The organism is Veillonella parvula, from assembly GCF_036456085.1.
In the GTDB taxonomy this organism is placed as follows: Bacteria; Bacillota; Negativicutes; order Veillonellales; family Veillonellaceae; genus Veillonella; species Veillonella parvula_E.
Genome location: NZ_CP138632.1, coordinates 46,415 through 69,447, shown reverse-complemented (window position 1 = coordinate 69,447; position 23,033 = coordinate 46,415). Strand labels below are relative to the sequence as shown.

The 23,033-nt window shown below is 38.8% G+C and carries 22 protein-coding genes, 1 tRNA gene and 1 pseudogene; 3 read left to right on the top strand and 21 right to left on the bottom strand.

What is annotated here, in order from left to right; translation table 11 throughout:
- Window positions 1–153: 153 nt before the first annotated feature.
- On the top strand, window positions 154–432 hold the full coding sequence (locus PK1910_RS00295) for a hypothetical protein (RefSeq protein WP_004696628.1): 279 nt from the start codon (window positions 154–156) through the stop codon (window positions 430–432).
- Between the two features lie 77 nt (window positions 433–509).
- Here PK1910_RS00295 and PK1910_RS00290 read toward each other — a convergent pair whose 3' ends face one another.
- Genes PK1910_RS00290 through PK1910_RS00280 form a run of 3 tightly spaced genes read right to left on the bottom strand, consistent with a single transcriptional unit; the run spans window position 510 to window position 2,172 of the window.
- A complete protein-coding gene (locus PK1910_RS00290; RefSeq protein ID WP_287511329.1) occupies window positions 510–1,010 on the bottom strand; it encodes a folate family ECF transporter S component in 501 nt (166 codons plus the stop codon).
- On the bottom strand, window positions 1,000–1,347 hold the full coding sequence (locus PK1910_RS00285) for a nitrous oxide-stimulated promoter family protein (protein ID WP_004696632.1): 348 nt from the start codon (window positions 1,345–1,347) through the stop codon (window positions 1,000–1,002). Before PK1910_RS00285 ends, PK1910_RS00290 begins: the two co-directional genes overlap by 11 nt.
- Before the next feature lie 9 nt (window positions 1,348–1,356).
- A complete protein-coding gene (locus PK1910_RS00280) occupies window positions 1,357–2,172 on the bottom strand; it encodes a class I SAM-dependent methyltransferase (protein WP_287511330.1) in 816 nt (271 codons plus the stop codon).
- Window positions 2,173–2,590: 418 nt separating this feature from the next.
- Between PK1910_RS00280 and PK1910_RS00275 the strand changes: the two are divergent.
- A pseudogene (locus PK1910_RS00275) lies at window positions 2,591–3,006 on the top strand (hypothetical protein).
- 117 nt (window positions 3,007–3,123) lie between these two features.
- Here PK1910_RS00275 and PK1910_RS00270 read toward each other — a convergent pair.
- From PK1910_RS00270 to moaC, 10 genes are all read right to left on the bottom strand, one after another.
- Window positions 3,124–3,198 (bottom strand) — tRNA-Arg (locus PK1910_RS00270).
- Between the two features lie 128 nt (window positions 3,199–3,326).
- Window positions 3,327–3,785 carry a low molecular weight protein-tyrosine-phosphatase gene (locus PK1910_RS00265; RefSeq protein WP_287511332.1) on the bottom strand — a complete coding sequence of 153 codons (459 nt, stop codon included), beginning with the start codon at window positions 3,783–3,785 and terminating at the stop codon, window positions 3,327–3,329.
- Window positions 3,786–3,883: 98 nt separating this feature from the next.
- Window positions 3,884–6,127, bottom strand: coding sequence for an autotransporter family protein (locus tag PK1910_RS00260; protein WP_287511333.1), 2,244 nt, complete (start codon window positions 6,125–6,127; stop codon window positions 3,884–3,886).
- Window positions 6,128–6,272: 145 nt separating this feature from the next.
- Window positions 6,273–6,992 (bottom strand): DUF4198 domain-containing protein, encoded by a 720-nt coding sequence (locus PK1910_RS00255; protein WP_156697005.1) that lies wholly within the window; start codon window positions 6,990–6,992, stop codon window positions 6,273–6,275.
- A gap of 268 nt (window positions 6,993–7,260) precedes the next feature.
- Window positions 7,261–9,072, bottom strand: a complete 1,812-nt coding sequence (gene typA / locus PK1910_RS00250; protein ID WP_004696644.1) for a translational GTPase TypA — start codon at window positions 9,070–9,072, stop codon at window positions 7,261–7,263.
- A 196-nt stretch (window positions 9,073–9,268) separates the two neighbouring features.
- On the bottom strand, window positions 9,269–10,216 hold the full coding sequence (locus PK1910_RS00245; protein WP_287511335.1) for an epoxyqueuosine reductase: 948 nt from the start codon (window positions 10,214–10,216) through the stop codon (window positions 9,269–9,271).
- Between the two features lie 139 nt (window positions 10,217–10,355).
- A complete protein-coding gene (murB, locus tag PK1910_RS00240; protein ID WP_287511336.1) occupies window positions 10,356–11,285 on the bottom strand; it encodes a UDP-N-acetylmuramate dehydrogenase in 930 nt (309 codons plus the stop codon).
- On the bottom strand, window positions 11,260–11,625 hold the full coding sequence (locus tag PK1910_RS00235) for a YlbF/YmcA family competence regulator (protein ID WP_287511338.1): 366 nt from the start codon (window positions 11,623–11,625) through the stop codon (window positions 11,260–11,262). Before PK1910_RS00235 ends, murB begins: the two co-directional genes overlap by 26 nt.
- A 105-nt stretch (window positions 11,626–11,730) precedes the next feature.
- Complete coding sequence (trmL, locus tag PK1910_RS00230) at window positions 11,731–12,216, bottom strand: tRNA (uridine(34)/cytosine(34)/5-carboxymethylaminomethyluridine(34)-2'-O)-methyltransferase TrmL (protein ID WP_004696651.1); 486 nt, start codon at window positions 12,214–12,216, stop codon at window positions 11,731–11,733.
- Between the two features lie 28 nt (window positions 12,217–12,244).
- Complete coding sequence (gene moaC / locus PK1910_RS00225; RefSeq protein WP_004696653.1) at window positions 12,245–12,757, bottom strand: cyclic pyranopterin monophosphate synthase MoaC; 513 nt, start codon at window positions 12,755–12,757, stop codon at window positions 12,245–12,247.
- Window positions 12,758–12,865: 108 nt separating this feature from the next.
- Here moaC and PK1910_RS00220 point away from each other — a divergent pair, with 108 nt between their 5' ends.
- Entirely contained in the window at window positions 12,866–13,543 is a 678-nt protein-coding gene (locus PK1910_RS00220) for a metal-dependent hydrolase (RefSeq protein ID WP_287511340.1), read from the top strand.
- Window positions 13,544–13,648: 105 nt separating this feature from the next.
- On the opposite strand, the gene PK1910_RS00215 is transcribed toward PK1910_RS00220, so the two are convergent.
- From PK1910_RS00215 to PK1910_RS00180, 8 genes are all read right to left on the bottom strand, one after another.
- Complete coding sequence (locus PK1910_RS00215; protein WP_287511341.1) at window positions 13,649–15,292, bottom strand: vWA domain-containing protein; 1,644 nt, start codon at window positions 15,290–15,292, stop codon at window positions 13,649–13,651.
- Window positions 15,293–15,429: 137 nt separating this feature from the next.
- Window positions 15,430–16,530, bottom strand: coding sequence for an AAA family ATPase (locus PK1910_RS00210; protein WP_287511342.1), 1,101 nt, complete (start codon window positions 16,528–16,530; stop codon window positions 15,430–15,432).
- 12 nt (window positions 16,531–16,542) lie between these two features.
- On the bottom strand, window positions 16,543–17,349 hold the full coding sequence (locus tag PK1910_RS00205) for a hypothetical protein (protein WP_287511344.1): 807 nt from the start codon (window positions 17,347–17,349) through the stop codon (window positions 16,543–16,545).
- Between the two features lie 112 nt (window positions 17,350–17,461).
- The gene (locus tag PK1910_RS00200) at window positions 17,462–18,112 is read right to left on the bottom strand and encodes a potassium channel family protein (RefSeq protein WP_008601569.1); all 651 of its coding nucleotides are present in this window, start codon (window positions 18,110–18,112) and stop codon (window positions 17,462–17,464) included.
- A 35-nt stretch (window positions 18,113–18,147) separates the two neighbouring features.
- Window positions 18,148–19,509 (bottom strand): TrkH family potassium uptake protein, encoded by a 1,362-nt coding sequence (locus tag PK1910_RS00195; RefSeq protein WP_287511346.1) that lies wholly within the window; start codon window positions 19,507–19,509, stop codon window positions 18,148–18,150.
- A 6-nt stretch (window positions 19,510–19,515) separates the two neighbouring features.
- Window positions 19,516–20,520, bottom strand: a complete 1,005-nt coding sequence (locus PK1910_RS00190) for a carbohydrate kinase family protein (RefSeq protein ID WP_287511347.1) — start codon at window positions 20,518–20,520, stop codon at window positions 19,516–19,518.
- Window positions 20,521–20,842: 322 nt separating this feature from the next.
- Complete coding sequence (gene hutW / locus PK1910_RS00185) at window positions 20,843–22,483, bottom strand: heme anaerobic degradation radical SAM methyltransferase ChuW/HutW (protein ID WP_331298974.1); 1,641 nt, start codon at window positions 22,481–22,483, stop codon at window positions 20,843–20,845.
- A gap of 21 nt (window positions 22,484–22,504) precedes the next feature.
- Window positions 22,505–23,023 (bottom strand): flavodoxin family protein, encoded by a 519-nt coding sequence (locus tag PK1910_RS00180; protein ID WP_021148425.1) that lies wholly within the window; start codon window positions 23,021–23,023, stop codon window positions 22,505–22,507.
- Window positions 23,024–23,033 lie beyond the last annotated feature (10 nt).

The following is a 23,033-nucleotide window of genomic DNA, read 5'->3' as shown; positions in this document are numbered from 1 at the left end:
CTCAATATTGACATCAGATATATCTAAAAAATTGAATATCTTATCTAGATATGTTATACTCAGTAGTGTACCATATGTTGTGGTACATGAATATGTATAAAATCTCAAATTATAGAAATATATGTAGATTCTATTTTGAAAGGACTGAATATCATGAAAGAAATATTAGGTTTCCATTTAAACGGTTGCCCTTATTGCGCTAATGCATTCCGTGCTATCGATGAACTCGTTGCAGAAAATCCTGCATACGCAGATATTCATATCAACTGGGTTGAAGATCAAGATGCTCATGAGCTCTTCAAAACTCACCCATATGAATACTATCCGAACTTATGGTTCGACCTCGACAAACAATACGAGGCACAACCTGGTGAAAGCTATGCCCAAACAAAATCTTTAATCAAAACTGTATTGGACAAAGCACTCGCGTAAAACGCTATATTTACAAATAATAATGCACCCCTAACATATAATCTAATGTTAGGGGTGCATTTTAATATACTGTAAGATTATGGCTTTTTTTGTACCATAAACTTACTGACTGCTTTATACACAATTAAAATCAAAGCAATTTCTAAAGGGAAACAAATGATATTTTTAATAAGACGTCCAATAAATATAGCAGATACTGCTTTGTTATAAAATATTGTGAGCCATATTGTATTTAATATCAGATGTATACATACAGTAACAATCGTCTCCGGTAAAAGTAATTGTTTAAATGTAACATTACGTCCGTGTAAAAAATACCCATACACATAGCCTACAAGAAATTCAGATATGATAAAGCCGGGAAAGAATACTCCTTGTCCAAATAAAAACATACCTATAAAACAGGCAATAGCAGCCATTATACCTGCTGCCATAGGCCCATAAAGAATACCAAATATAGCGGTTGATAAAAATCCAAAGGTAATATGTATAAATGTAGTATGAATAGCAAATATATAAGATAGTAAAACCGTCAATGCTACAAACATTCCTGTCTTTACAATCATATCAGTTTTCATAAGAAGTACGACTCCTTTTTCTATCCTTCCACTCTAAATACATATGGCGAATAACTTGAATTGGTGATATAAATAACATTCTAGGTCCACCATAGCGCATGATTTCACGTATTTTTTCACGATACGTAGGCGCATAGCAATGCGTTTTACATACGCTGCAGAAGGTCTTGCTTTCCATATGAGGACATACATCTATACGATGTTCAGCATATTGCCAAACTTTTTGACACTCCTCACAGAGTTGTCCTTTAGGAGTGTGGTGCTTATTATGACAATAGATGCCAATAATCTGGTACATAGTTTTTAGTTCTAACTTACGTTTCTCATCAACTGTCATGTTTCTCTCCTATTTCACAGACCATGAAACCCAAGCCACCTTATCAACAGTCTTATTATGGATTTCTCCATCAATAGCTAGTGGCTCAATGAGATTTCTAATCTCTTCTTTCATGTCTTCCATGTCTCCCCATCCATTATTATGAAGTCGCATGGTAAAATAATTAACTGCCTTTTCAAGAGACATAACCTCTGTTTCAGGAACCGTTTTATAAATTACTTTTACATTATGCCCCATCTCATGAATTGCATCTAAACATTCTTTCATCTTGCCATCCCATGGGAAAGAATCACGTCCAAAGAAATGTTCAGATAACATATCTACCATTTCGTCGCTCCGTTCACTGAAAGCAATCCACAAGCATTTATCATTACTTGCATCATGCATAGCGCGAATATTTTCTACATCAAACATAATCGGGCAGAAGATACTGTATGCCAAGTCAAAGCTTTTATCCCAACCTAGTTCTCGACGAGTTTCATCAGACCAAGGTCCGATATATAAGCTAAGATCTAAACCTTCTGACTCTGCTAATTGTTTAGCACCACGAATCATACCATCAGATAAATCGATACCAGTCGCCTTATAGCCTTCCCGAGCTAACCCAAGTGCGTAGTCACAAACACCACAGCCTACATCAAGTGTACGACCATTCGATGAAGGTAATAAATTTTCATCCTTTAAGAAGGCTAAAAAATCAGTGACCTGTGCCTTGCGATCCTCGCGATTGTGCATTTCTACAAAGTACTCGGAACGATGGTTCCATGCGTCTTGCTCATTGCGCCAAGTTTCGTTGACCGTGAGCTCCTGTATTTTATTTGTCATATTATCCCCTCTAAATAGCTACATCCTCAAACGGATGAGTTATAGATACATATATAAGTAATTTTCACTTAGTTAAATTCACTATGTAATTTAATGCTCCCCTATATGTCCTAGTGTTCCGGCTAGGATGTTCAGATTTTCATATAGCTATCCTTATTGTACATCATTCTCAAAACAAAATGTGTTACCCAAATCACATTTATTATGTTATTTCGATATTATTAAATATAAAACTCTATATCGAAATCTTATCAGCAACTCAACTCATGTAGTTATATATCTCTATGTAGTTCATACATGTATCGCCATTTGTTTCTTTCCCATTAATGCATACAAATAACACTTCAAAGTTGACTATATACATTATTTCATATATTACTTATATTTATTATAATAAAGAAAAGGAGGACTTAAAAGTATTGGAAAATATATGATAATCCTAATGTTTGTATTAGTCGCTATCGCAGTGACATTTGCTACGTATAACCTATCTATAATTAGATCCATGCCTCCGAAAGAACGTTATAAACTTCTTTATTTTACAGATGATCAAGTCTCAATAGGCATTGGATTAATGAAAAGAACCTATAAATTAAAAGATATTCGAGAAGTACGCTTCTCTAAGGGAAAAAATTCCGCAGTATGGGAAGCTGGGCAGGCAGAATGAAGATTTGCAAACTAAATGGTAAGACAAGTCGTTGGATAGAATTTGATGGTACTGTCTATTACAAAAAGATGGTATATATAACAAATGAAGAAATCATTGATAAATCAATAAATATACTCATGAATGAATTTAGATCTAGAGGAATTCAGTGTAATAAATATAGATAGTAAAGTTAGAACACTAAAGTACGCTAAATTATGATATACGAATATATAATTTTCTGTCCTATAGACTAATTATAGACATACAAAAAGGCTTCTCAAAATTTTGAGAAGCCTTTTATTTGGTGCGCCTAGCAGGAATCGAACCTGCGCACCCGGTTCCGGAGACCGGCGCTCTATCCCCTGAGCTATAGGCGCATGAATACCTAAAAATTATACCATATTACGCTATGGTTCGATAGTATAAAGTATATAGGATACTAGGTTTATACAGAAAGGCCCCTATAGTTAAGCATCTTGTTAGCTAACTATAGGGGCTATCTCTATTATATTCTTGCCTTAATCAATTCTAGTAAAGCATCACAGCTCCGACTTATATCGTCATAGGTTTCGTCAAAGTTTCCCGTATACCAAGGATCCTTTACATCACTACTTTCACCAACGAACGACATGGCCTTATACACTTTAGAGTCTATGTCATTGCCAATGATACGTTTTAAATTCCGCCCATTATTTTCATCCATGATGATGAGATAATCGAAGTTGTGATAATCCTCCATCGTCACTTGCCGTGCCTTGTGACGTGTATAAGGAACGCCCATTTCATCTAATTTCTGTTTAGTCCCATAATGGGTATCGTTCCCTATCTCCTCACGAGATGTACCAGCGGATTCGATATAAATAGAATCACTTAAACCAGCCTTATTAATGATATGCTTCATATAAAACTCTGCCATTGTAGAACGACAAATATTACCATGACAGATGAATAAAATATTAACCATTATAACTCCTAATGAATAAAATCTTAATCATAAAAAACTCCTTATATACTAATGGTCCTTACAGCATACGCTATAAGGACCATTAATGCAATATTCAATTAAAAATTATGTCGTATCCCAGCATCAATGCGCCATGTATTTTCTACGATAGCACCAAAGTTTTTAGTGAATGTACCATATAGATATGTACTAGGACGGACACTCCAAGACCCACCAATTTCAGCATCAAGCCATGTATCCTTCAAATCTGCTGTTGTTTGTACTGTTGGATTGCCTGGTGCGGAATATGTTGTATTTGCCTTACCAGAGAATTCATGCGCTAATGCTAATTTAGCGAAGATATTGGATTTTTCTGTTTCTTTCCCAATGCCAATACCAAGTCTGCCTACAGCAGAGTTCATAGCATCAGCTTTCACATGCATAGAACCACCACCGACAACAGAAGCATCATAGGATACACCATTCAAACGGCCTACAATAAATTCTACACTAGGATCGATGTAGAAACCATTTTGCTTCTTGATGCGCTTACCGTATTCAGCACTCAATGATGTACCATAAGTATGATACTTGCCATTTAACCGCTGTCCACCAACAGTATAAAGGTTATAATTATTGGATAAACGATTACCACGAGCAATGATATCTAAATAACGACCATCATCATGTTGTTTTGTTCCGTACAAGGCAATGCCACCAAGTTTACCATCACCACTGCCATTAGTATAGGAATTACTGGATGTACTATAATCAATAGCGCCGCCAAAAATCCAACCATTAGAAGCCTTATGATCGTAGCCGACTTGTACCCCATTATACGTCATATGTGCATCAGCACCGTCTGTGATTTTAGATTTACCGCCTATATATTTTGCCCATACACCTTGGTTTGTATTAGCTAAACGAAGATCTCCTAAACGGCGTTGTAAATCATTGGTATTACTCTTCCATGCCATAGCAGTCGATGTAAGAGCAGATTTTGAACCACTCACTAAGGATGATTCATTAGCACGATTAATCTTTGTTGTATCATTTACAACAAGACGCCCCTGCGAGTCAAAATGATCTGCACCTAGTTCTGCAACAGCACCTGGACGAGTAATCCCTTCATTGATTTGAACTGTTGTGCTCAGTTTTTTATCATTGCCAGTATATTGTAATTTATCAGCTAAGGCTTGTATTTCCTTTCGGTAGCTATCATCATTAGTCAAATTAGCTCCATCGCCTTGCAAGGTAATATGGCTATTATCTGCAGCATGTTCAACAACAATATTCCCCTTTCCTTTTTCACTAGCTGGAACACCGGCCTTATAAACAGCATTCACATAGCCGCTATAATTTTGAATTGTAATAGGCCGTGCATCGATAGGATGAAGGATACCGGCTGCCGCTGGATTTGATCCACCTACGAGATTACGAACCTTACTGCCCTTGTATAGATATGCTGCATTATCCCCAGATGGACGTTCTCTTTTAGGGGTAGGCCGCTCCATACCAATCCATTCATTATTCCAAGTCCCTCCATTTTGTAAGTAAATATCAGCACCAGAATTATGAGGGTTCTTATTGCTTTCAGCATATTCATTTAATACAGCACCCGTAAGTTTAGAATTAGGTGTTGTAAAAGCTAATGCTATATTCGTTGGCGTTTCGTTATGATTTGGATCACGTCCATAATCCTTATTAATTAACCCTACATTCCCAACAGCGACCAATTCTTTAGACCCTGGATGTTTACCATCAGAGCCAGTATTAACGTATACATCACCCTCTTCTGCCACCACAGAGTAAGTATCAGAAGTTTCTAAAGGATGCGTGATAATACGTCCACCACCATCAACAATAATATGACCACGTTGATTAGCTTGTAAACCAACACCGATAGCATCGATATCTACATTGCCTTTGACGTGAATATTAGTATCTCCATAATCTCTATCAGGATTGTCCTTGCTGAGTCTTGGCACTTTACCACCGTAACCAGCATACACAGCGCTCATATAGTAATGACCGAGTTCCCTTTTTGAGGCTGGTGCATCATTTTTAAGGCGTACAATCAAATCTTTATCCACCGTCAATTGTGATCCAAATCCATTATAAATACCTGATACATTTTTAGTTTTACCTGTATCTGTTAAGCTTTTACCATGCACATTAACCGTCAAGGTATCTTCTATATGCTTAACTTCTGGTTGTGTTTGTACCGGTGACCCCATTGTTAAGCCAAGCAATTCCTCCGCTTTATCGCTTGTGGCATTAATTTCTGTAGCAAATGCAGAGCAGGTCATTCCAGTTAATACCAATGCAGCCATCACAGCTGATACATTTCGTTGTAATTTCATAAAAATCTCTCTTTCTTACCTCGCTTAATACGAGGCTCTCACAGAACGCATTTATACGTACACCCTAAAATTATAAAAAGACCCCCTAAATCCAACTTAGGAGGTCTTGTTTATTTCACACACTTAGTAAATAGTATATCCTATATTATTCAGGATTGATGATGAAGGACAATGCACTGAAGTATTTATTTTGCTCACCTTTAGTTTGAGTTGGGAAGCCCACTTCAACGCCTACTACGTTAAGGCCGTTAGCACTTACTGCAACAGTTGCTTTACCGTTTTCATCAGCTTTGCTTTCGTTAGTAAGATCATTAATTACGTCTTTAATAAGAGGTGCATTTGCATATGGTTTACCGTCTTTCAAGACTTGGATTTCATATGTATCACCTTTTCTAAGAGTTAATGGGTTAACAGATGGAATGATTTGAATGAAAGCATCTTTATTATTGAAAGGTTTTGCTTCTGCATTCCAGTAGTGAACGTCATATTTAATGGCATGTGTACTTTTTTGAGCGCCTGGTACTTCTGTAATTGGTTTATGAACTGTTTTACCATCTTTATCTTTTGTCCAATAGCCATAGTCAAAATCAGTTACTGTAATGCCCAATTTATCATTTGGTACAACTACTACATTTTTTTCATGTTTAATAACTTGTACAGGAATTACCATACCATTGTTATCTAAACCAATGATGCTTTTTACCATTTCTGGGCTATATGCATCATCAACAGGGCCTTCGCCAAGTACTAGCGCTTTTTCATCTAAGCGGTTAGCAAAGAATACGCCATGCGCATCAACGGAAGAGCACACACAACCTGCAGCCAAACCTACTGCAAATAAAGAAGCTAAGATTTTCTTATTCATAAGAACCTCCATAATCAATAACTTATTTCAACAAACTTGATATTATTATACAGCGTTACAAATATTTCGTATATACCAATACCCCTATCAGCAAGTTATTATGCGTATTTAGTATATTAACGCATTTTTATACCCATTAATCATAAATGATAAAATTATCATCTATTTTCATGGAGATATAATCCACAGGAATATGTTAGATAACAACTTATAGATTAGATAAAAAAGGCGCCCCCTAAGGAGCGCCTTTATATATCTGCATGATATATTATTTTTTATTCTTTGCTGCTTTCGCACGTGCGTTGCGATCAAGGATTGTTTTACGCATACGAATGCTTTCAGGTGTTACTTCAACAAGTTCGTCATCGTTGATCCACTCAAGAGCTTGTTCCAAGGAGAAGATACGAGGTGGAGTCAAGCGTACCGCTTCATCAGAGGAGCTAGAACGCATGTTGGTAACATGTTTTTTCTTACATGGGTTAACATCCATATCAAGTTCACGTGTATTTTCACCGATAACTTGGCCTGCATACACGTCTTGGTTAGGGCCAACGAACAATGTACCACGGTCTTGAACAGAGTTCAAACCATATGGAGTAGTTTCGCCATTTTCGAATGCTACCAAAGCACCACGTGTACGGGAAGGAATTTCACCTTTATATGGTGCATAACCATGGAATACATGGTTCATAATACCATTACCTTTTGTAGCTGTTAAGAATTGGGCACGGAAACCAATCAAACCACGAGCAGGAACTACGAACTCCATGCGAAGGTAACCAGCTAATTCAACCATATTAGTCAACTCAGCTTTACGTTGACCAAGGTTTTCCATTACGGTTCCCATGAATTCTTGAGGCACGTCGATAGTCAATGCTTCAAGTGGTTCACACAATTGGTCGTTAATAGTTTTGAAGATTACGCGAGGTTTACCTACTTGTAATTCGTAGCCTTCACGACGCATAGTTTCAATCAATACTGCCAAATGCAATTCGCCACGACCAGATACTTTGAACGCATCTGCAGAATCAGTTTCTTCTACTTTCATGGATACATTAGTTTCTACTTCGCGGAACAAACGATCACGCAAGTGACGGGATGTAACAAATTCACCTTCACGGCCTGCGAATGGAGAGTTATTTACGGAGAATACCATGGACAATGTTGGTTCGTCGATGGAGATGGATGGTAATGCTTCAGGATTTTCAGCATCTGCTACTGTTTCGCCGATGTTGATATCGTCAATACCAGCGAATGCAATGATATCACCCATTTCAGCTTCATCAGTTTCAACACGGTTTAAGCCATTGTATGTGTACACACGACCGATTTTCGCTTTACGAGTACTTTCACCATTCATGATAGCCACTTGTTGGTTGGTTTTCATTTTACCGCGAACGATACGACCTACGGCGATTTTACCGATGAAGTTATCGTAATCAAGTGTAGTTACCATAAATTGAAGAGGACCTTCCATATCACCTTGTGGTGCAGGAATTTCATCGATCAATGTTTTGAATAACGGCTCCATGTTTACAGCTTCATCATCCCAATTAGTTTTGGACACACCTGAACGAGCAGATGCGTATACTACAGGGAAGTCGAGTTGATCATCATCAGCTTCAAGTTCCATGAATAATTCAAGAACTTCATCTTCAACCTCTTTAACGCGTTGGTCAGGACGGTCGATTTTATTGATAACTACGATTGGTTTCAATTTTTGTTCTAAGGCTTTACGCAAAACGTATTTAGTTTGAGGCATTGGACCTTCGTAAGCATCTACGAGAAGCAATACGCCGTCAACCATGTTAAGTACGCGTTCCACTTCGCCGCCGAAGTCAGCATGGCCTGGAGTATCAACGATGTTGATTTTAATACCATCATGCATTACAGCAGTGTTTTTAGACAAAATAGTAATACCGCGTTCACGTTCCAAGTCGTTGGAGTCCATTACGCGTTCTGCTACTTTTTCATTTTCACGGAACACATGGCTTTGTTTTAATAATGCGTCCACCAAAGTAGTTTTACCATGGTCAACGTGGGCGATAATCGCTACATTACGAAGATTTTCGCGAATCATAAGATCCTCCCTTTAATTCTTTCAGTATATTCTATATCACATAGCCTCGATAAAACAGGCTATGCAAGTATATTCCCCAAAATTGGCAACAGTTAATTATAACGCAGTCTATAGAAAAAAGTCAAAACAGTACACCTATTCTAATCATGGCAATTTCAACATTCGATTATACTTTTGACTCATCTTAAGACACAACCTATTTATGCTCTATCGCCCGCTTAGCAGATTTACGCAACAACGGAATTTGTTTATCTGTTAAATGGAAACAGAATTTAGGAATCAACTTTTCTATAATCTCCTTATCAGAGGCTTTCAAAATATATTCTGGCTGTAGTATAAGTTCTAATGCATCAAGCCCAGGATAATCTTTACCTATACTCCAATCATGATTTTTATTAAACGGACAGCAGTCTTGGCAATTATCACAACCTAATATCCACTCTTCCAACATATCCTCTGTCACACCTTCTGGCAATTTACCATCACCAAAGGTATTGATATAAGATACACAGGTTAATGGATTCATTGTAAAAGGTGCAGATAGAGACTTCGTTTTACACTTTTGCTGACATAAATCGCAAGTCTCTGGACATGGTGGTATCTCTAGATGACGAATATACTCACAAGGCTGATCAATTAAATAGGCTACCAATTCATAATTAGAGCCTTTAGGTCCATAAAAGAAATTGTTTTTTCTATAAATTCCAAGTCCTGCCGCTACAGAAGCAGGGCGCAAAGGAACAACACCAGTAGGCTTTGCTGTTTCACCACCAATAAATTGGATGTTCTTATCATTGAACCATGTTTCAAAAGATCGCCTTTGTTTGACTTCGACCCCATCAGGGATATTAGCTAACGATAGTAGTAAGCCTTTTGCATATCGCTTTTGAAGCGAAGCAGGAAACTTATACGCTCCAAAATATTCAGTACAAACCACTATAGATTGTGCCCAAGGATAGTTTTCTTTCAATGTTAAAAAGGCATTACTATGTGCATATACCTTTTTACTTTCAGGTACATCTTCTAAACGCTTTATCATTCGTTCTTTATAAAAATCAAGTGCATCAAGAGGTACTATACCACAATCGTCATACCCACATGCTAGTGCTTTATCATGAATCTCTTGGGCCAACAAAGTATTCATATCATCGCCTCCCAAATATAGACTAACTATATAAATATCATACGCTTATAATGGACATAAAAAAAGATTTCTTATGAATCCATCATCCCTAAAAAGAGTAACGTTACATAAGAAATCTTATATTAGTATTTAGTTGATATTAGTCTTCACCAATCATACGTACTTCGGGCTCAAGGTGTACGCCATGTCTATCGTACACACGACGCTGTACTTCTGCAATCAGATCCAGTACGTCCTTTGCACTAGCACTACCTGTATTAATGACAAAGCCTGCATGTTTGTGGGATACTTGTGCATCACCTACAGACAACCCTTTTAGGCCTGTTTGTTCAATCAATGTACCTGCAAAGTACCCTGGTGGGCGTTTAAAGGTTGAACCTGCACTAGCATATTCCAAAGGTTGCTTGGATTCACGTTTTTCAGTTAACTCATCCATACGAGCTTTAATGATATTCTTATCACCTGGTTTGAGTGTCATAATAACTTCCCCAATAACCTCATGATTATCGTGGAATACACTATGACGATAAGCAAAGTCCAGGTGAGATGCGTCATACTCTTTAATATTTCCTTGGAAATCCACGGCTCTCACTGCAGTAACTACATGGCTCATTTCCCCGTCATAAGCACCTGCATTCATAAATACGGCACCACCAAGTGTGCCTGGAATACCAATAGCAAATTCAAGACCAGATAAACTATTCTCCCAAGCAAATTCAGAAGCATCTTTTAACATATACCCGGAACCAATGCACAATGTGTTTTCGTTACAGTCCATAATTTGAGTCATATGTCGAACCGATACAACAGCACCGCGGATACCTCCGTCTTTCACCAAAATATTAGATCCACAACCAATAATAGTTACAGGCACATCTAATTCGTGAATGGTACGAAGCGTAAAACTAAGTTCTGCCATCGTAGTAGGTTCAATAAATAAATCCGCAGGTCCTCCAATTTTAAATGTCGTATGATGACAAAGGAGCTCCTGCTCGCGTACACGTGTACTTGGTAATTTTTCTAATAAAGTGGTTTGTAATACCTTAATGTTGTGGTTGTTGTTCGCCATGATCTAACACTTTCATCCCCTCAGTGATTGGTTCGCTAATGATTTTGTAAATATCATTAGAAATCTGGCTCCAACGCATTTGCGCTTGCAAATAAGCAGCCGCTGCAGCATTTTCTTGAATTTGAGGCATCAATTCCTCTTGTTTCTTCTGCAACTCATCTGCTTCTGGAGCACCGGACAACTTAGCATATTCCCACTGCATTTGTTGTGCCATAAATGTGCGAACCAAACCCGTTGCTACTGCATCTGCGTTCACTGCTTCCTGAGCAGCCATTAATTCTTTGTACTCTTCGGATTCACGCATTGCGTGAGCTAAATCATGAGCTTTATCGTAGTTCATAATATCCTCCTCCAAACAACACCGTTAAAATCGCTACCGGTCATATAGATTTGGTAGGTCTCCTAACACATACGTATAATATATTCCTCAATTGTAAAAGTCTATTTATTTTGATTGAATCCAATTGCCTTCAGCCTTAAGGTCTGGATAATCAAGTTGGCGCATACCTTCATAAGCTATGATTGCCACCGCATTAGATAAGTTCAAAGAACGTGCTTCATCTACCATGGGTATACGAATGCATGTATCCTCTTTACCATCTAATAAACTTTCAGGCAACCCTCTTGTTTCAGGTCCAAAGACAAGCATATCACCAATTTCATATTTCACCTCGGAATGAGTATGCTTCGCTTTGGTAGTAGCATAGAAATATCTACGATCAGGATATTTCTCATATAATTCTTGAATATTTTCATGTACCTGTACATCTACCAAGTGCCAGTAATCAAGGCCAGCACGTTTTACATGCTTGTCATCAATAGAAAAACCAAGGGGTTTGATCAGATGTAAGGTCATATGATTGGCGGCGCATAAACGCGCTATATTTCCTGTATTACCTGGAATTTCAGGCTCATAAAGTACTATTTCCATTTTCAATCCCCTATTCTTTATATCTATATTATTCTACAAAGGAACGGACAAAATGTCCACTTTTCCCGCCTTCTTTTTCTACAAGATATGTAGGACCTATAATCATCCCTTTATCAATAGCTTTACACATATCGTAGACTGTTAAAAGTCCTACTTGAACCGCTGTAAGTGCTTCCATTTCAACACCTGTCTTTCCTGTCGTTTTTACGGTAGCCCGAACCTTAACAGCACGATTATGTGTAGCATCTGTACAAGCAGGACTTTCACCATCAACAAGAGTACAATGCACCTCAACTTTAGTTAATGCCAATGGATGACAAAGGGGAATGAGATTACTCGTCTGCTTCGCACCCATAATAGCTGCTAATTGAGCCACACTAAGAACATCCCCTTTTTTTATTGTTCCCGCCTCGATGCGCTCATAAATGGCATCATTAATAGCAATAAAACCTTCTGCCACGGCAGTACGAGTTGTAATATCCTTATCTGATACATCTACCATCCAAGCATTTCCATCTTGATCAAAATGTGTTAAATCCATAATACATCCTTACTAATTATGTATAAATTATCACCAATAGTTTTATTTTCATTTATTATATTATACAATAGAATTAAGAATTGTATGTACAAGGAAGGAAGTGTTCCTATGAAAACAAAACTAACTTATTTTGGTCACGCTTGCTTTATGCTCACACATGGCGATGTATCCATGATTTTCGATCCATTCTTGACCGGTAATACATGGGATATCGCTAAAAAAGAAGATATCAAATGCCAATATATCTTTGTCAGTCATGGTCATGATGATCACTATGGCGACACAGATTTTATTGCCAAAGCAAATGATGCACTCGTTATCTCTACTGCTGAAGTAGCGGGTAAAGCAGCAGCTGCCGGTTGTCGTACACACGCCATGCATTTAGGTGGCAAGTTCGACTTTGAATTCGGTTCTGTTCGAATGGTTCCTGCCTTCCACGGCTCTGGCATCCCTGGCGGTCACGCTGCAGGTTGTATCGTAGATTTCTACGGAGATATCCTATACTTCGCTGGTGATACAGCACTCTTTAGCGATATGAAATTATTAAATCGTTTTGGTGAAATTGATTACGCCCTTCTTCCTATCGGTGATAATTACACAATGGGGGTTGAAGATGCAGCTCTTGCTGCTTCTTATGTAAAAGCGCGTATTTCCATTCCTATTCACTACAAAACATGGCCCGTTATCGACCGCGAACCAGGTGTATTTACAAGTCTTGTAGAAGGTAAGTATAACCAAACAGCACTCATTATCGATCCAGGTTCTTCTATTGAGCTTAACAGCTAATACAAAATCTACAGACCTAAAAATGACGCAATCCAAAGGATTGCGTCATTTTTGTATATAGTCTTGGTTCAAGATCAAACCCATAAAAAATTGCATTCTAATAGACTAAATCTCTTGATTTGCCATAGAAAAGCCCCCACGGTTAGCCATGCGTACAAACTCATCAATATCTTGAGTTTCATCAATACCAACATAGCCGAGTTCACGAACCAGGCCGTATGGGGTATGCAAAGATAGTTGTGGGTTCTCACCGGTCAACACCCACAGCACCTTATAGCCTCTTGGCGCCTCTCGTAGTCGCTCTTCCCCTTTGCCATCTGTAAAGTATACAAGTAAATCTACACGGTTTTGATTAGCCAGAGAGAATACAGGGGTAAAGGCTGTTGCACCACGCACATCAAGGCGCGGCTTCACATCCTTCACGGATTCCATCGAATAGGTGCGGCGCACCTCATTATCACATTCTACAACGGTAATGCGATGGTTATAAGCATGCACGATTTGTAACACTTGCTCTAAGGCATTCGTAAACTCTACATCAGTTATACTACCACTCATGTCGAGAGCTACCCATACATTTGCCTTATGTTGGCGCAATGTACCAGACAACTCCAAACGCTCAGGTTGACGACGATTACGACGCATCGTCGTTTTTTTGTATCCACTCGCTACCTTGCCCATTAGCTTTTTGAGATAAAAATACCACGGCAAAGCGCGTCGCGTTTTTTGGAATGTATCGATAAGACTTTTCACATAGCCTTCCATATCACCCTTTGAGGCTTCATTGATATAGCGCTCCGTGATTTGGTCCATCGTGTCTGTATCAATAGAATCAGATTCATCCCAAATATCATGGCTAGTTTGAGGATCAAACTCCATAGCAACCGCCGTATCTGCATTATCGATAGGCACAAAAAGATCCGGTTTTTCTTTCATGACATTATCAATAACCTTCGCATAGTATTCAATGGTACGGAAACGCTTTAATAACAAACCAAAGCGCGCATTTACATTGGCTACCGTTACCGCATCACGGTCTACATGTTCAAGGTAATCGTTTACGACCATATCCATAGCCATATGAACTGCTGTTTTGTGAAAGTCTTGACTCAGTGCTTTTACCCGCATCAAATGAGCAGAAATGATATGAAGAACTTCACGCTTAATACCATCCTTCATCACATCAGGCGATTGGCGTAACAAGATAAAGGGATTTACATATAATACATATCCGCCCTGTTTAAGATTAATACCAAAAGCACTGGCCATATCAAAGCGAATGCGATGAGTCATTTGTAAGTAAAAGTAACCAAAGAATTGGTCCTCTTCAAGGAGCAGACTGTTTACATCATGTAATATGTTCCACAACCGTTGCTCATAGGCAGGTGTCATTATCGCTTGCTGCATAACGGAAAGGTCTGTCCCCTCCACTTGTACGTCTTCAAGAGCACGACCGATAGTACCTATATGGCTATCCGACATATTATGGTTCATAAGATCAGCCGCTATACGTTCAGGCGCCATGCTATGATGTTGTTCTTCATAGCTATCTACATAGGCCTCATAGGATGCGTATATTTGCGTATACAAAGCCTCTGCTTCGCGATGTATGCGCTCTCGTTTCGCATGCCATCGATCAAGAGCCTCGATAGCTTCCGCATCATAAGAACCCGTCTTTTCCCAACCATCGATATGAGTCAGCAAATCCGAAGCATCACGTATATCATCCTTATCTAAGTTTCGTTGCATATTTACACCCCCTTTTCTTTGGAAAACAAATTTAATATATGTCACATGCTATATATCAATTAACCTCATAACTAATAATTTACTACAGTTGATTATCTATATAGATAGCTTCGATTTGGTTAACTACGCATATAAAATTATTTTTGCGCTTCAAAGAAAGTATCTACAAAAAGGTCATCTTCAATAGCATAGGCGTAAACGCGCTCATACGTATTACGAAGATCTTTCATAACCGCTACGCGCAAATCCCCTGGATACAAGGTTAAAAACTCCACAAAATGATGTACTTCCTGCGCATTGCTATTGCGATTTAAACGATGCAACATATTTTTTGCCGCTACATAAAGGCGAGTTGGGCTTTCACCTTTAACCTGCTCAGCCATAGACATAATAGCACCTGGTTTTTGAACCGCCGCCAATACATCATCAAAGGTAATAAGAGGTTCTTGGTCGGACTCGATAAAGTTTACAAAAGCCTCCGCAATAAGTTTGCCTACGTTACCGCGGATAACATTCATAAATGCGTCACGACTATAGCTTGTGCCCTCTTGATTCTTATAAATTCTATATAGACCGGACACGCGTTCAAAGGAACGAGGTGTGGCATCGATATCGTCTTCGTGACGTTGATTTAAATATTCTGGATAGGAAGAAATAAATTCAATAACCTTTTCTTCAATACCAGCACCAATAGCCCAGTCAATCCATTGCATATAATCAGCATTCATATAAAGCCATACAAAACGGTTTTGCTGTGCCGGGTCCATGTCAATCGTTTGGTAATCAAAGGAATCCTCAGGGTTCATAGCGGCGATGATGCGCACTTGATCACTTAAAGAAAAGCCATTAATTTCACGGTTTAGAATAAGGTTCATCAATTCTTGTTGCACTGCATGTTCTGCGCGGTTAATTTCGTCGATAAACAGTAATACTTGGCGCCCTTTATCTACGGCTTGTGCCACATGTTCCAATGTATGATGCACAGCGTATACTGTGGTTTTCACATCCCGTGTATTGCCATGACCATCCGTATGAGTCACCGTTTCTACTGTAGGCAAGCCACCAATTTCACCTTCTTTTAAAAGGTTTCCGTCAATAGTTACTAATTCCCAATTATGTACCTCTGCAACGCGCGCTGCGAGAGAGGTTTTACCTATACCCGTCTCACCGACGAGCAAGGGTACTTGATTAGCAGCAAGCACTAACTCAACGCTTGCCATTGTATCTATAAAGTTCATTGTATCTCCGTTCTAATATTTCAAATATTCGCCTACTGCAATTTTCTTAACACTTCTAGTACCATACCTATCAATAAGTGACAATATATCAATAGGCCATTTGGATTGACGTCCACCGATAGCTTTATTATTGATTAACTCGCGTACATAGTCTTCATCAACGGTATCCCTAGAAATGGCATCTAGAATTATATCTTTGATTTCGTCTACCGTAACGCCCAATGTATTAGGTATATAACCGACGATAGCCGCACTTACCTTAAATAAATGCAAAGCCAAGTCCTTAGTGAGATTTGTAATCTGACGCATTGCCTGTGGATCTTGCTTTACTGCTGCTTCTAGTACAGCTACGCTAGGCTCATCAATGTAGCGCAAGGCTAAGTAACTCTCTTGCACGGCTTGTAACTGCACAGCTTCGCTTGGGGCCTTGATATATTGTAAGGCATCATAATTCGCCTTCACCGCTTCTAATTGCAATTCTTCAGATGGGTTCGCAATATAGCGAATAGCCCAACCTGATTGAGCTAACGCACTTTTTATTAATGTATCAGACGGATTGTTGATATATTCTAAAACCGCCCAATCTTTTTCCACTAAGGCTTTTAACAATTCTTCTGTAGGATTTTCAACGAATTGTATAGCTCGTGGTGCTTGTGAAAGCGCCGTTTCAATAACCTTTTGAGTAGGTTCTTTAATATATTGTAACAGCATGCCGTTTTGTCCCACACATGTAAGTTGCATAGCTTCTGTAGGATTTGGAATATTTCGAATCCCATGTGGGTTATTGGTCAGCGCCGTTATATATTGTTCCTCTGTCATAATAACCTTCATTTCTATATTAAAAGGCCATACGAATACGTATGGCCTATACTGAATTCTATCTTATTATATCATATTTTTTCGATATATTTATATCTCTTTCGTATACTTACTACACTGTTAATGCATCTAAATCAGAATTATTTCCTATGATTAATAGTTTTTCCTCTGCTGAAAGAATCGTAAACGGATTAGGAGGGACCTCTAAATCCTCCCCACGTCTAATCCCTACAGCATTAAGATTATATTTCTCACGCAGATTAGAATCTTTTAAGCAGGTGCCTACCAAAAATTTTGGCATATCAACTTCAATAAGGCTAATGCTTTTAGATAGCTGTAAGTAATCCATTACATGTTCTCGTGTCAACGATTGAGCTAACCGTTGTGCCACATCGTATTCTGGATAGATAACCATATCTACCCCCATCTTCTTGAGCATCTTACCTTGGAGTGCATTTTCAGCTTTCGAAACCACATGAGGCATTTTCATTTCTTTCAACAACATCGAAGTCATAAGGTTAGCCTGGATATTATCCCCAATAGCAACAATAACTATATCAAATTGGCTCAAAGCTAAGGCTTTAATGGCCTCTTCATCAGTAGTATCTGCTACGATAGCATGTGTAACATAAGGGGAAACCTTTTGTACAATTTCTGGATTAATATCTACACCTAAAACCTCATGATTCATAGAGGCTAACATCTTGGCGATGGTCGTACCAAATTGTCCAAGACCAATGACAGCTATTGTTTTATATTTCATGCTATATCTCCTGATAGGCTAACTATTCTACTCAATTACAACAATACATTCTCTTCTGCATACCCAATTGGCTTCGTTGGTGATGTCCTAAGAGCCCATGTACCAATAACGGTCATAACACCCACACGACCGGTAAACATAACAAGCATCAGCACCCATTTACTGCTTTCAGATAAATCAGGCGTAATTCCCGTCGTAAGGCCTACAGTCCCAAAGGCAGACGTAACCTCAAATAACAATCGGATAAAATCATAAGGCTCATCCCAGGCCAGATAACATGTGGCTATTAAAATAAGAAGGAGCGATAAAAATATAATCCCGTTGGCTTTAAGCACGGTTACTAATGAAATACGACGTTCAAAAATCTCCGTATCTGGACGGTTATTAAACAAGGTACGCGATGCAAGTATGGTTACTGCTACGGTGCTAATTTTAACGCCTCCACCGGTAGAGTTTGGGCCGGCACCAATAAACATGAGAATAATGGTAACAAACAAGGTAATTGGATGTAATGCATTATAATCAACCGTTGCAATCCCCGCTGTACGCGGCGTAATCGCTTGAAATAAAGAGGCCATTATTTTATTCCAAATCGGTAATGACCCAAAGGTTTTTGGATTTGACCATTCCACACCTAAAAAAATGATAGTTCCTAATAGGATAAGAGTCGCTGTGCCTACTAACATAATCTTAGTGTGAAGTTTTAAGTCAACAAATCGTCTCACCTTACGGTGTGACCATATGTCAAAGGCCGCTAAATAGCCAAAACCACCGATCACAATTAGCACGGCCGTATTGATATTAAATAATATGTCCCCTACCATGGCATACGGTAGATCATTATCAAAAAATACAAATCCAGCGTTACAAAAGGTGGAAATAGCTTGCATGATACCTGTATATAATGCAGCCTGTCCAATATAAGGATATAGCTGAATCGTATAGATTATGCCTCCTACAATTTCAATAGCAAAGGTATAAAGCGTTAACTTTTTCGTAATATGTAGTAATCCAGTCATACCATCCTGTCCGACATCCTCGGACAAAAGCACACGATTTTTAAGGCCTACTCGTTTACCTAGAAGCAAAGCAATTATGGTTGTGAAAGATACAATTCCTAAACCACCTAACTGAATAAGGATAACCATTACAAGCTTACCAAATAAAGACCAATGATAATAAGTATCTACAGTGGCCAGCCCTGTTACCGAAACACAAGATACGGCTGTAAAAGCGGCATCTACAAGAGCCGTCGTTTGCCCCTGAGCACTCGCCATCGGTAACATAAGCAATAGGGTACCTATAATCATGACGCCTAGAAAGCTAAACGCTAATAATCGATATGGATTTTGTTGCATGTACCGTTGTACATGAGAATGGGAAATATCGTGCCACATACTTATTTACTCCAAGCCCATTAACTTATGTACAACTTGTAAACTTGGTAAAGGGCTACGGCCACCAATCCCTTGCGTATTTAAAGCTGCTACAGCGGACGCAAAAATAGCAGCTTTTTCTAAATCAGAATGTCCACAATGTTGTAGTAAATCTATAGCATATGTAGAAGACGCTCCCCATTCTACTGCGGCTAACTCACTCAATAATGTAACAAGCTTTGAAAGAAATGCACCATGAAAACTATCTCCAGCCCCCGTTGTATCAACTACATGTTCTTGAGGGAATGCCTGGCAGCGATAGAAAGTTCCATCAGGCCATACGAAATAACTACCATTAGCGCCATCCGTAACCCCTGCAATAAGTGCGCCACGTTCATGAATAATACGGCAAGCCTCTTCTAAATCAGTAGCGCCCGTATATTTTTCAGCATAATCACGAGCAACAATAACAATATGACTTGCCTCTGTAATAGATTTCATCTCTTCATCGTAGCGCTGTGCACCTCCATCGAGGGAGATAATAGTACCAACCTCTTGTGCTAACGCCATGGCAGAACGCATGAATTGTCGATGCCGTCCATTGACATGTAACATAAAAGCATCTCTAATTAATTGCTTATGAGCATCTAAAAATACTGGCTCTGGCGCAGTAGAGCGCTCAAAAAATACGGCACGCTCGCCAGTACTATGCTTTACGAGGATTGTAGCGACACCACTTTTTGCCTGTCCCTCAATATGAATAGCATCGGTATTAACATTATATTTTTTGAAATCATCTAAAATATGCTGCCCTACCATATCGTCACCGATACTATCAATCATGGCCGTACGTGCACCATATTTACCTGCAACGGCCAAGGCAGTTGCTACAGGTCCACCACCATCGTTGGTCGAGGATAAAACTTGCTGCACCTCACGACCTGTTGGATAATGATCAACCACGATAAAACGGTCTAATGTACTAGCTCCAATACCTAATATATCTATCTTTTTTTGAGGACATGTACTCATACTAACCCCCTAAGCCTACAATTAGCTATATAAGCAATATTACTTACATCTTATAGATTCAATATCTTTCTTATCAATTTATGATTTTAACAGTAATCAGTTTTTATAGCCTTATAGGTTTGTATATCTATTCTTATACTGTTTAAAGCCCTTTAAGTCTTATATCTACAGAATACCTTTCGCGCTATAAAAAGTAAACCCCAGACCAAAGGCTGGGGTTACTTTGTACTACAAAGAGCACCTATATGTTACGTATTATGTCTTGTTTATTATAAATTAGTTATTCCCAGAGGTTGTTAGAATTGAGGTGTAACATAATAGTTTAGGACATCATACGTTCCATCATATATTCAATTTCGTCAGCGCTCAAATTGTACATAGCTTGCACCATTCGTTCTGCAGACTCTCCAGAAGCACCGCTCTTGGAAATTTCAGCTTTCGCCTTAGTAATAAGAGCCTCTTTACGTTGTGTCTCAGAATCCTCATCCGTTGGCACAGAGATATTCGCTTTTCCTTGACCAATACCACGTACTTGTTGATTAGGATTCTCTTTAGAAGTTGTTTTTGTATCCTGAGCCGCTACTGCTTCTACAGCGAAGGAGTTCTTACCAGTCAAGATATATTCAACAGCTTCTAACGTACTTTGTGTAAGATTTACAGTCCAGAACTCACCGGCTGCAGTCAATTTGTAAAGTAAACCATTATAAATAACAAGACCTCGTTCTTCCCATAATTTATAGAGCCAGTTCAATTCATCTAATCTTGAATCCATCTTTACTAAGCTCATAATATTGAGGAAACCTTGTTCTAGTTGGCTTACTACTTGATTAAAGATAGGTTGTAATTCACTTTGTTTCATTAGTGCCATAAACGGTTTTTCACCACGGCTTACCATATCTTCATATGGTTTTAATGCGCGATGTAACATCATGCCATAGCCATCGACGTTACCACCTGCACCACTACCAAATGGGAACATTGGGACACCCGATTTAGCTAGAGTGTTATATAGGCTACGCTCACGATTATTAGCACTCCAATGTGCGGCACTCAATCGGCGATAAGATCGCGCATCTAGGTATTGTCGACCGAACTCGAACATATCCCCTTGCATCGCTGTTGTTGCTGCAGCAGGAACTTTCCCATTTTCAATGTCTTTATTGAGATCACTACCATCAAATACATTTAATTGATATAGGTCTGCACCATCAACGCCAGAGCTTACTAAATCTGCTAAGTCTTGTTCCCAAACCTCCATGGTTTGACCAGGCAAGCCATAGATTAAGTCAATAACAACAGAGCATTGACCATAAGCTTTTAAAGCAGCTAGCCGTTCTAATACGGTTTCTTTCGTATCTAAACGGCCTACCATTTGACGTACTTCTGTATTAAAAGATTGTACGCCGATGGACATACGATTGACACCGTTTGCCATCCAAACTTCAAGATTTTCAGGAATTAAATCGTGAATACGACCTTCTAAGGTAAGTTCGTAATCATTTGCCAATGGCAAGTACGCTTTAATTGCTTTGAGCAATCTTTCAGAGTTTGTAGGTGATAAAGAGGTTGGTGTACCACCGCCGATAAACACGGCATGGATTAAACCATCTTTTAATCTCGGACGCTCACTAGCGAGCTTTAATTCACTAATTAGACCATCAATATATTGGTCTTCAACACTTTGACTCGTACCGTTTTGGAAGAATCCACAATATGTGCATTTTGTCTTACAAAACGGAATATGAATGTAAGCGCATTGCATTTCGCCCTTTTTAGGAGCCCCGTTCATTACTGTATCCCAAACGGCTTGCGTTTCTTTTGGAGAAACGAGCGTACCATTAAGGCCTGCATGAACAACCCGTTTATGAGGAAATGCACCACTCATCGGATTATCGCATTCTAAACCTAGTTGTAGATTGCGTTGTTTCTCCGGAATGGACTCAAAGAAACTTGCTAAACTCATACTCCAATCCCCTTTCAGAAATTAGGCTTGCAATTTTGCAAGTACAGATTTTGTAAATTCTTTTGCATTTGCAAAGTCTTGTTCATCTGGATGAGTTTCCGCCGCTTTATGTAACGCATCGCGCTCTGGGCTTTGCCCATGTGCAGATCCAGGTGGGAACATTTTATACATCATTTCGATTACTTTAGGATCGATTTTACCTTGGCATACGAAGCCATCTACAAGAGCTTCTTTGTTAGGCAACAATTCAGAAGCTTTCTCAATACTTTCACGTGCATGATCAGAATCAGCATACATTCCTAGTGTGGCAAAGAATACCACATTAGGATTTTTTAAAGTTTCAATCAATTTTGCTGCTTCTTTATTCGCTGTACCTCGATCCACCCAGAAACCTACGAATACTGTATCATAATCAGCTAAATTTTCAGGTGCATCTTTTACAGAAACGCAAGGTGTTCCCTCAGGCATAACGGAAGCCATTGCTTCCGCTACACTTTTAGTATTTCCCGTAAGGGAAGAATATAAAATAATAGATTTCATATTTATCTCC

Coding starts and splice junctions, on each gene's coding strand:
- PK1910_RS00255 (WP_156697005.1), bottom strand. CDS start 6,992: ATGAATAAGAAAATCTTAGCTTCTTTATTTGCAGTAGGTTTGGCTGCA.
- PK1910_RS00265 (WP_287511332.1), bottom strand. CDS start 3,785: ATGGTTAATATTTTATTCATCTGTCATGGTAATATTTGTCGTTCTACA.
- typA (WP_004696644.1), bottom strand. CDS start 9,072: ATGATTCGCGAAAATCTTCGTAATGTAGCGATTATCGCCCACGTTGAC.
- PK1910_RS00285 (WP_004696632.1), bottom strand. CDS start 1,347: ATGACAGTTGATGAGAAACGTAAGTTAGAACTAAAAACTATGTACCAG.
- PK1910_RS00290 (WP_287511329.1), bottom strand. CDS start 1,010: ATGAAAACTGATATGATTGTAAAGACAGGAATGTTTGTAGCATTGACG.
- PK1910_RS00180 (WP_021148425.1), bottom strand. CDS start 23,023: ATGAAATCTATTATTTTATATTCTTCCCTTACGGGAAATACTAAAAGT.
- trmL (WP_004696651.1), bottom strand. CDS start 12,216: ATGGAAATAGTACTTTATGAGCCTGAAATTCCAGGTAATACAGGAAAT.
- PK1910_RS00210 (WP_287511342.1), bottom strand. CDS start 16,530: ATGAACTTTATAGATACAATGGCAAGCGTTGAGTTAGTGCTTGCTGCT.
- PK1910_RS00205 (WP_287511344.1), bottom strand. CDS start 17,349: ATGACAGAGGAACAATATATAACGGCGCTGACCAATAACCCACATGGG.
- PK1910_RS00235 (WP_287511338.1), bottom strand. CDS start 11,625: ATGAACTACGATAAAGCTCATGATTTAGCTCACGCAATGCGTGAATCC.
- PK1910_RS00200 (WP_008601569.1), bottom strand. CDS start 18,112: ATGAAATATAAAACAATAGCTGTCATTGGTCTTGGACAATTTGGTACG.
- PK1910_RS00195 (WP_287511346.1), bottom strand. CDS start 19,509: ATGTGGCACGATATTTCCCATTCTCATGTACAACGGTACATGCAACAA.
- PK1910_RS00295 (WP_004696628.1), top strand. CDS start 154: ATGAAAGAAATATTAGGTTTCCATTTAAACGGTTGCCCTTATTGCGCT.
- hutW (WP_331298974.1), bottom strand. CDS start 22,483: ATGAGTTTAGCAAGTTTCTTTGAGTCCATTCCGGAGAAACAACGCAAT.
- moaC (WP_004696653.1), bottom strand. CDS start 12,757: ATGGATTTAACACATTTTGATCAAGATGGAAATGCTTGGATGGTAGAT.
- PK1910_RS00245 (WP_287511335.1), bottom strand. CDS start 10,216: ATGAATACTTTGTTGGCCCAAGAGATTCATGATAAAGCACTAGCATGT.
- PK1910_RS00260 (WP_287511333.1), bottom strand. CDS start 6,127: ATGAAATTACAACGAAATGTATCAGCTGTGATGGCTGCATTGGTATTA.
- PK1910_RS00280 (WP_287511330.1), bottom strand. CDS start 2,172: ATGACAAATAAAATACAGGAGCTCACGGTCAACGAAACTTGGCGCAAT.
- PK1910_RS00220 (WP_287511340.1), top strand. CDS start 12,866: ATGAAAACAAAACTAACTTATTTTGGTCACGCTTGCTTTATGCTCACA.
- murB (WP_287511336.1), bottom strand. CDS start 11,285: ATGGCGAACAACAACCACAACATTAAGGTATTACAAACCACTTTATTA.
- PK1910_RS00215 (WP_287511341.1), bottom strand. CDS start 15,292: ATGCAACGAAACTTAGATAAGGATGATATACGTGATGCTTCGGATTTG.
- PK1910_RS00190 (WP_287511347.1), bottom strand. CDS start 20,520: ATGAGTACATGTCCTCAAAAAAAGATAGATATATTAGGTATTGGAGCT.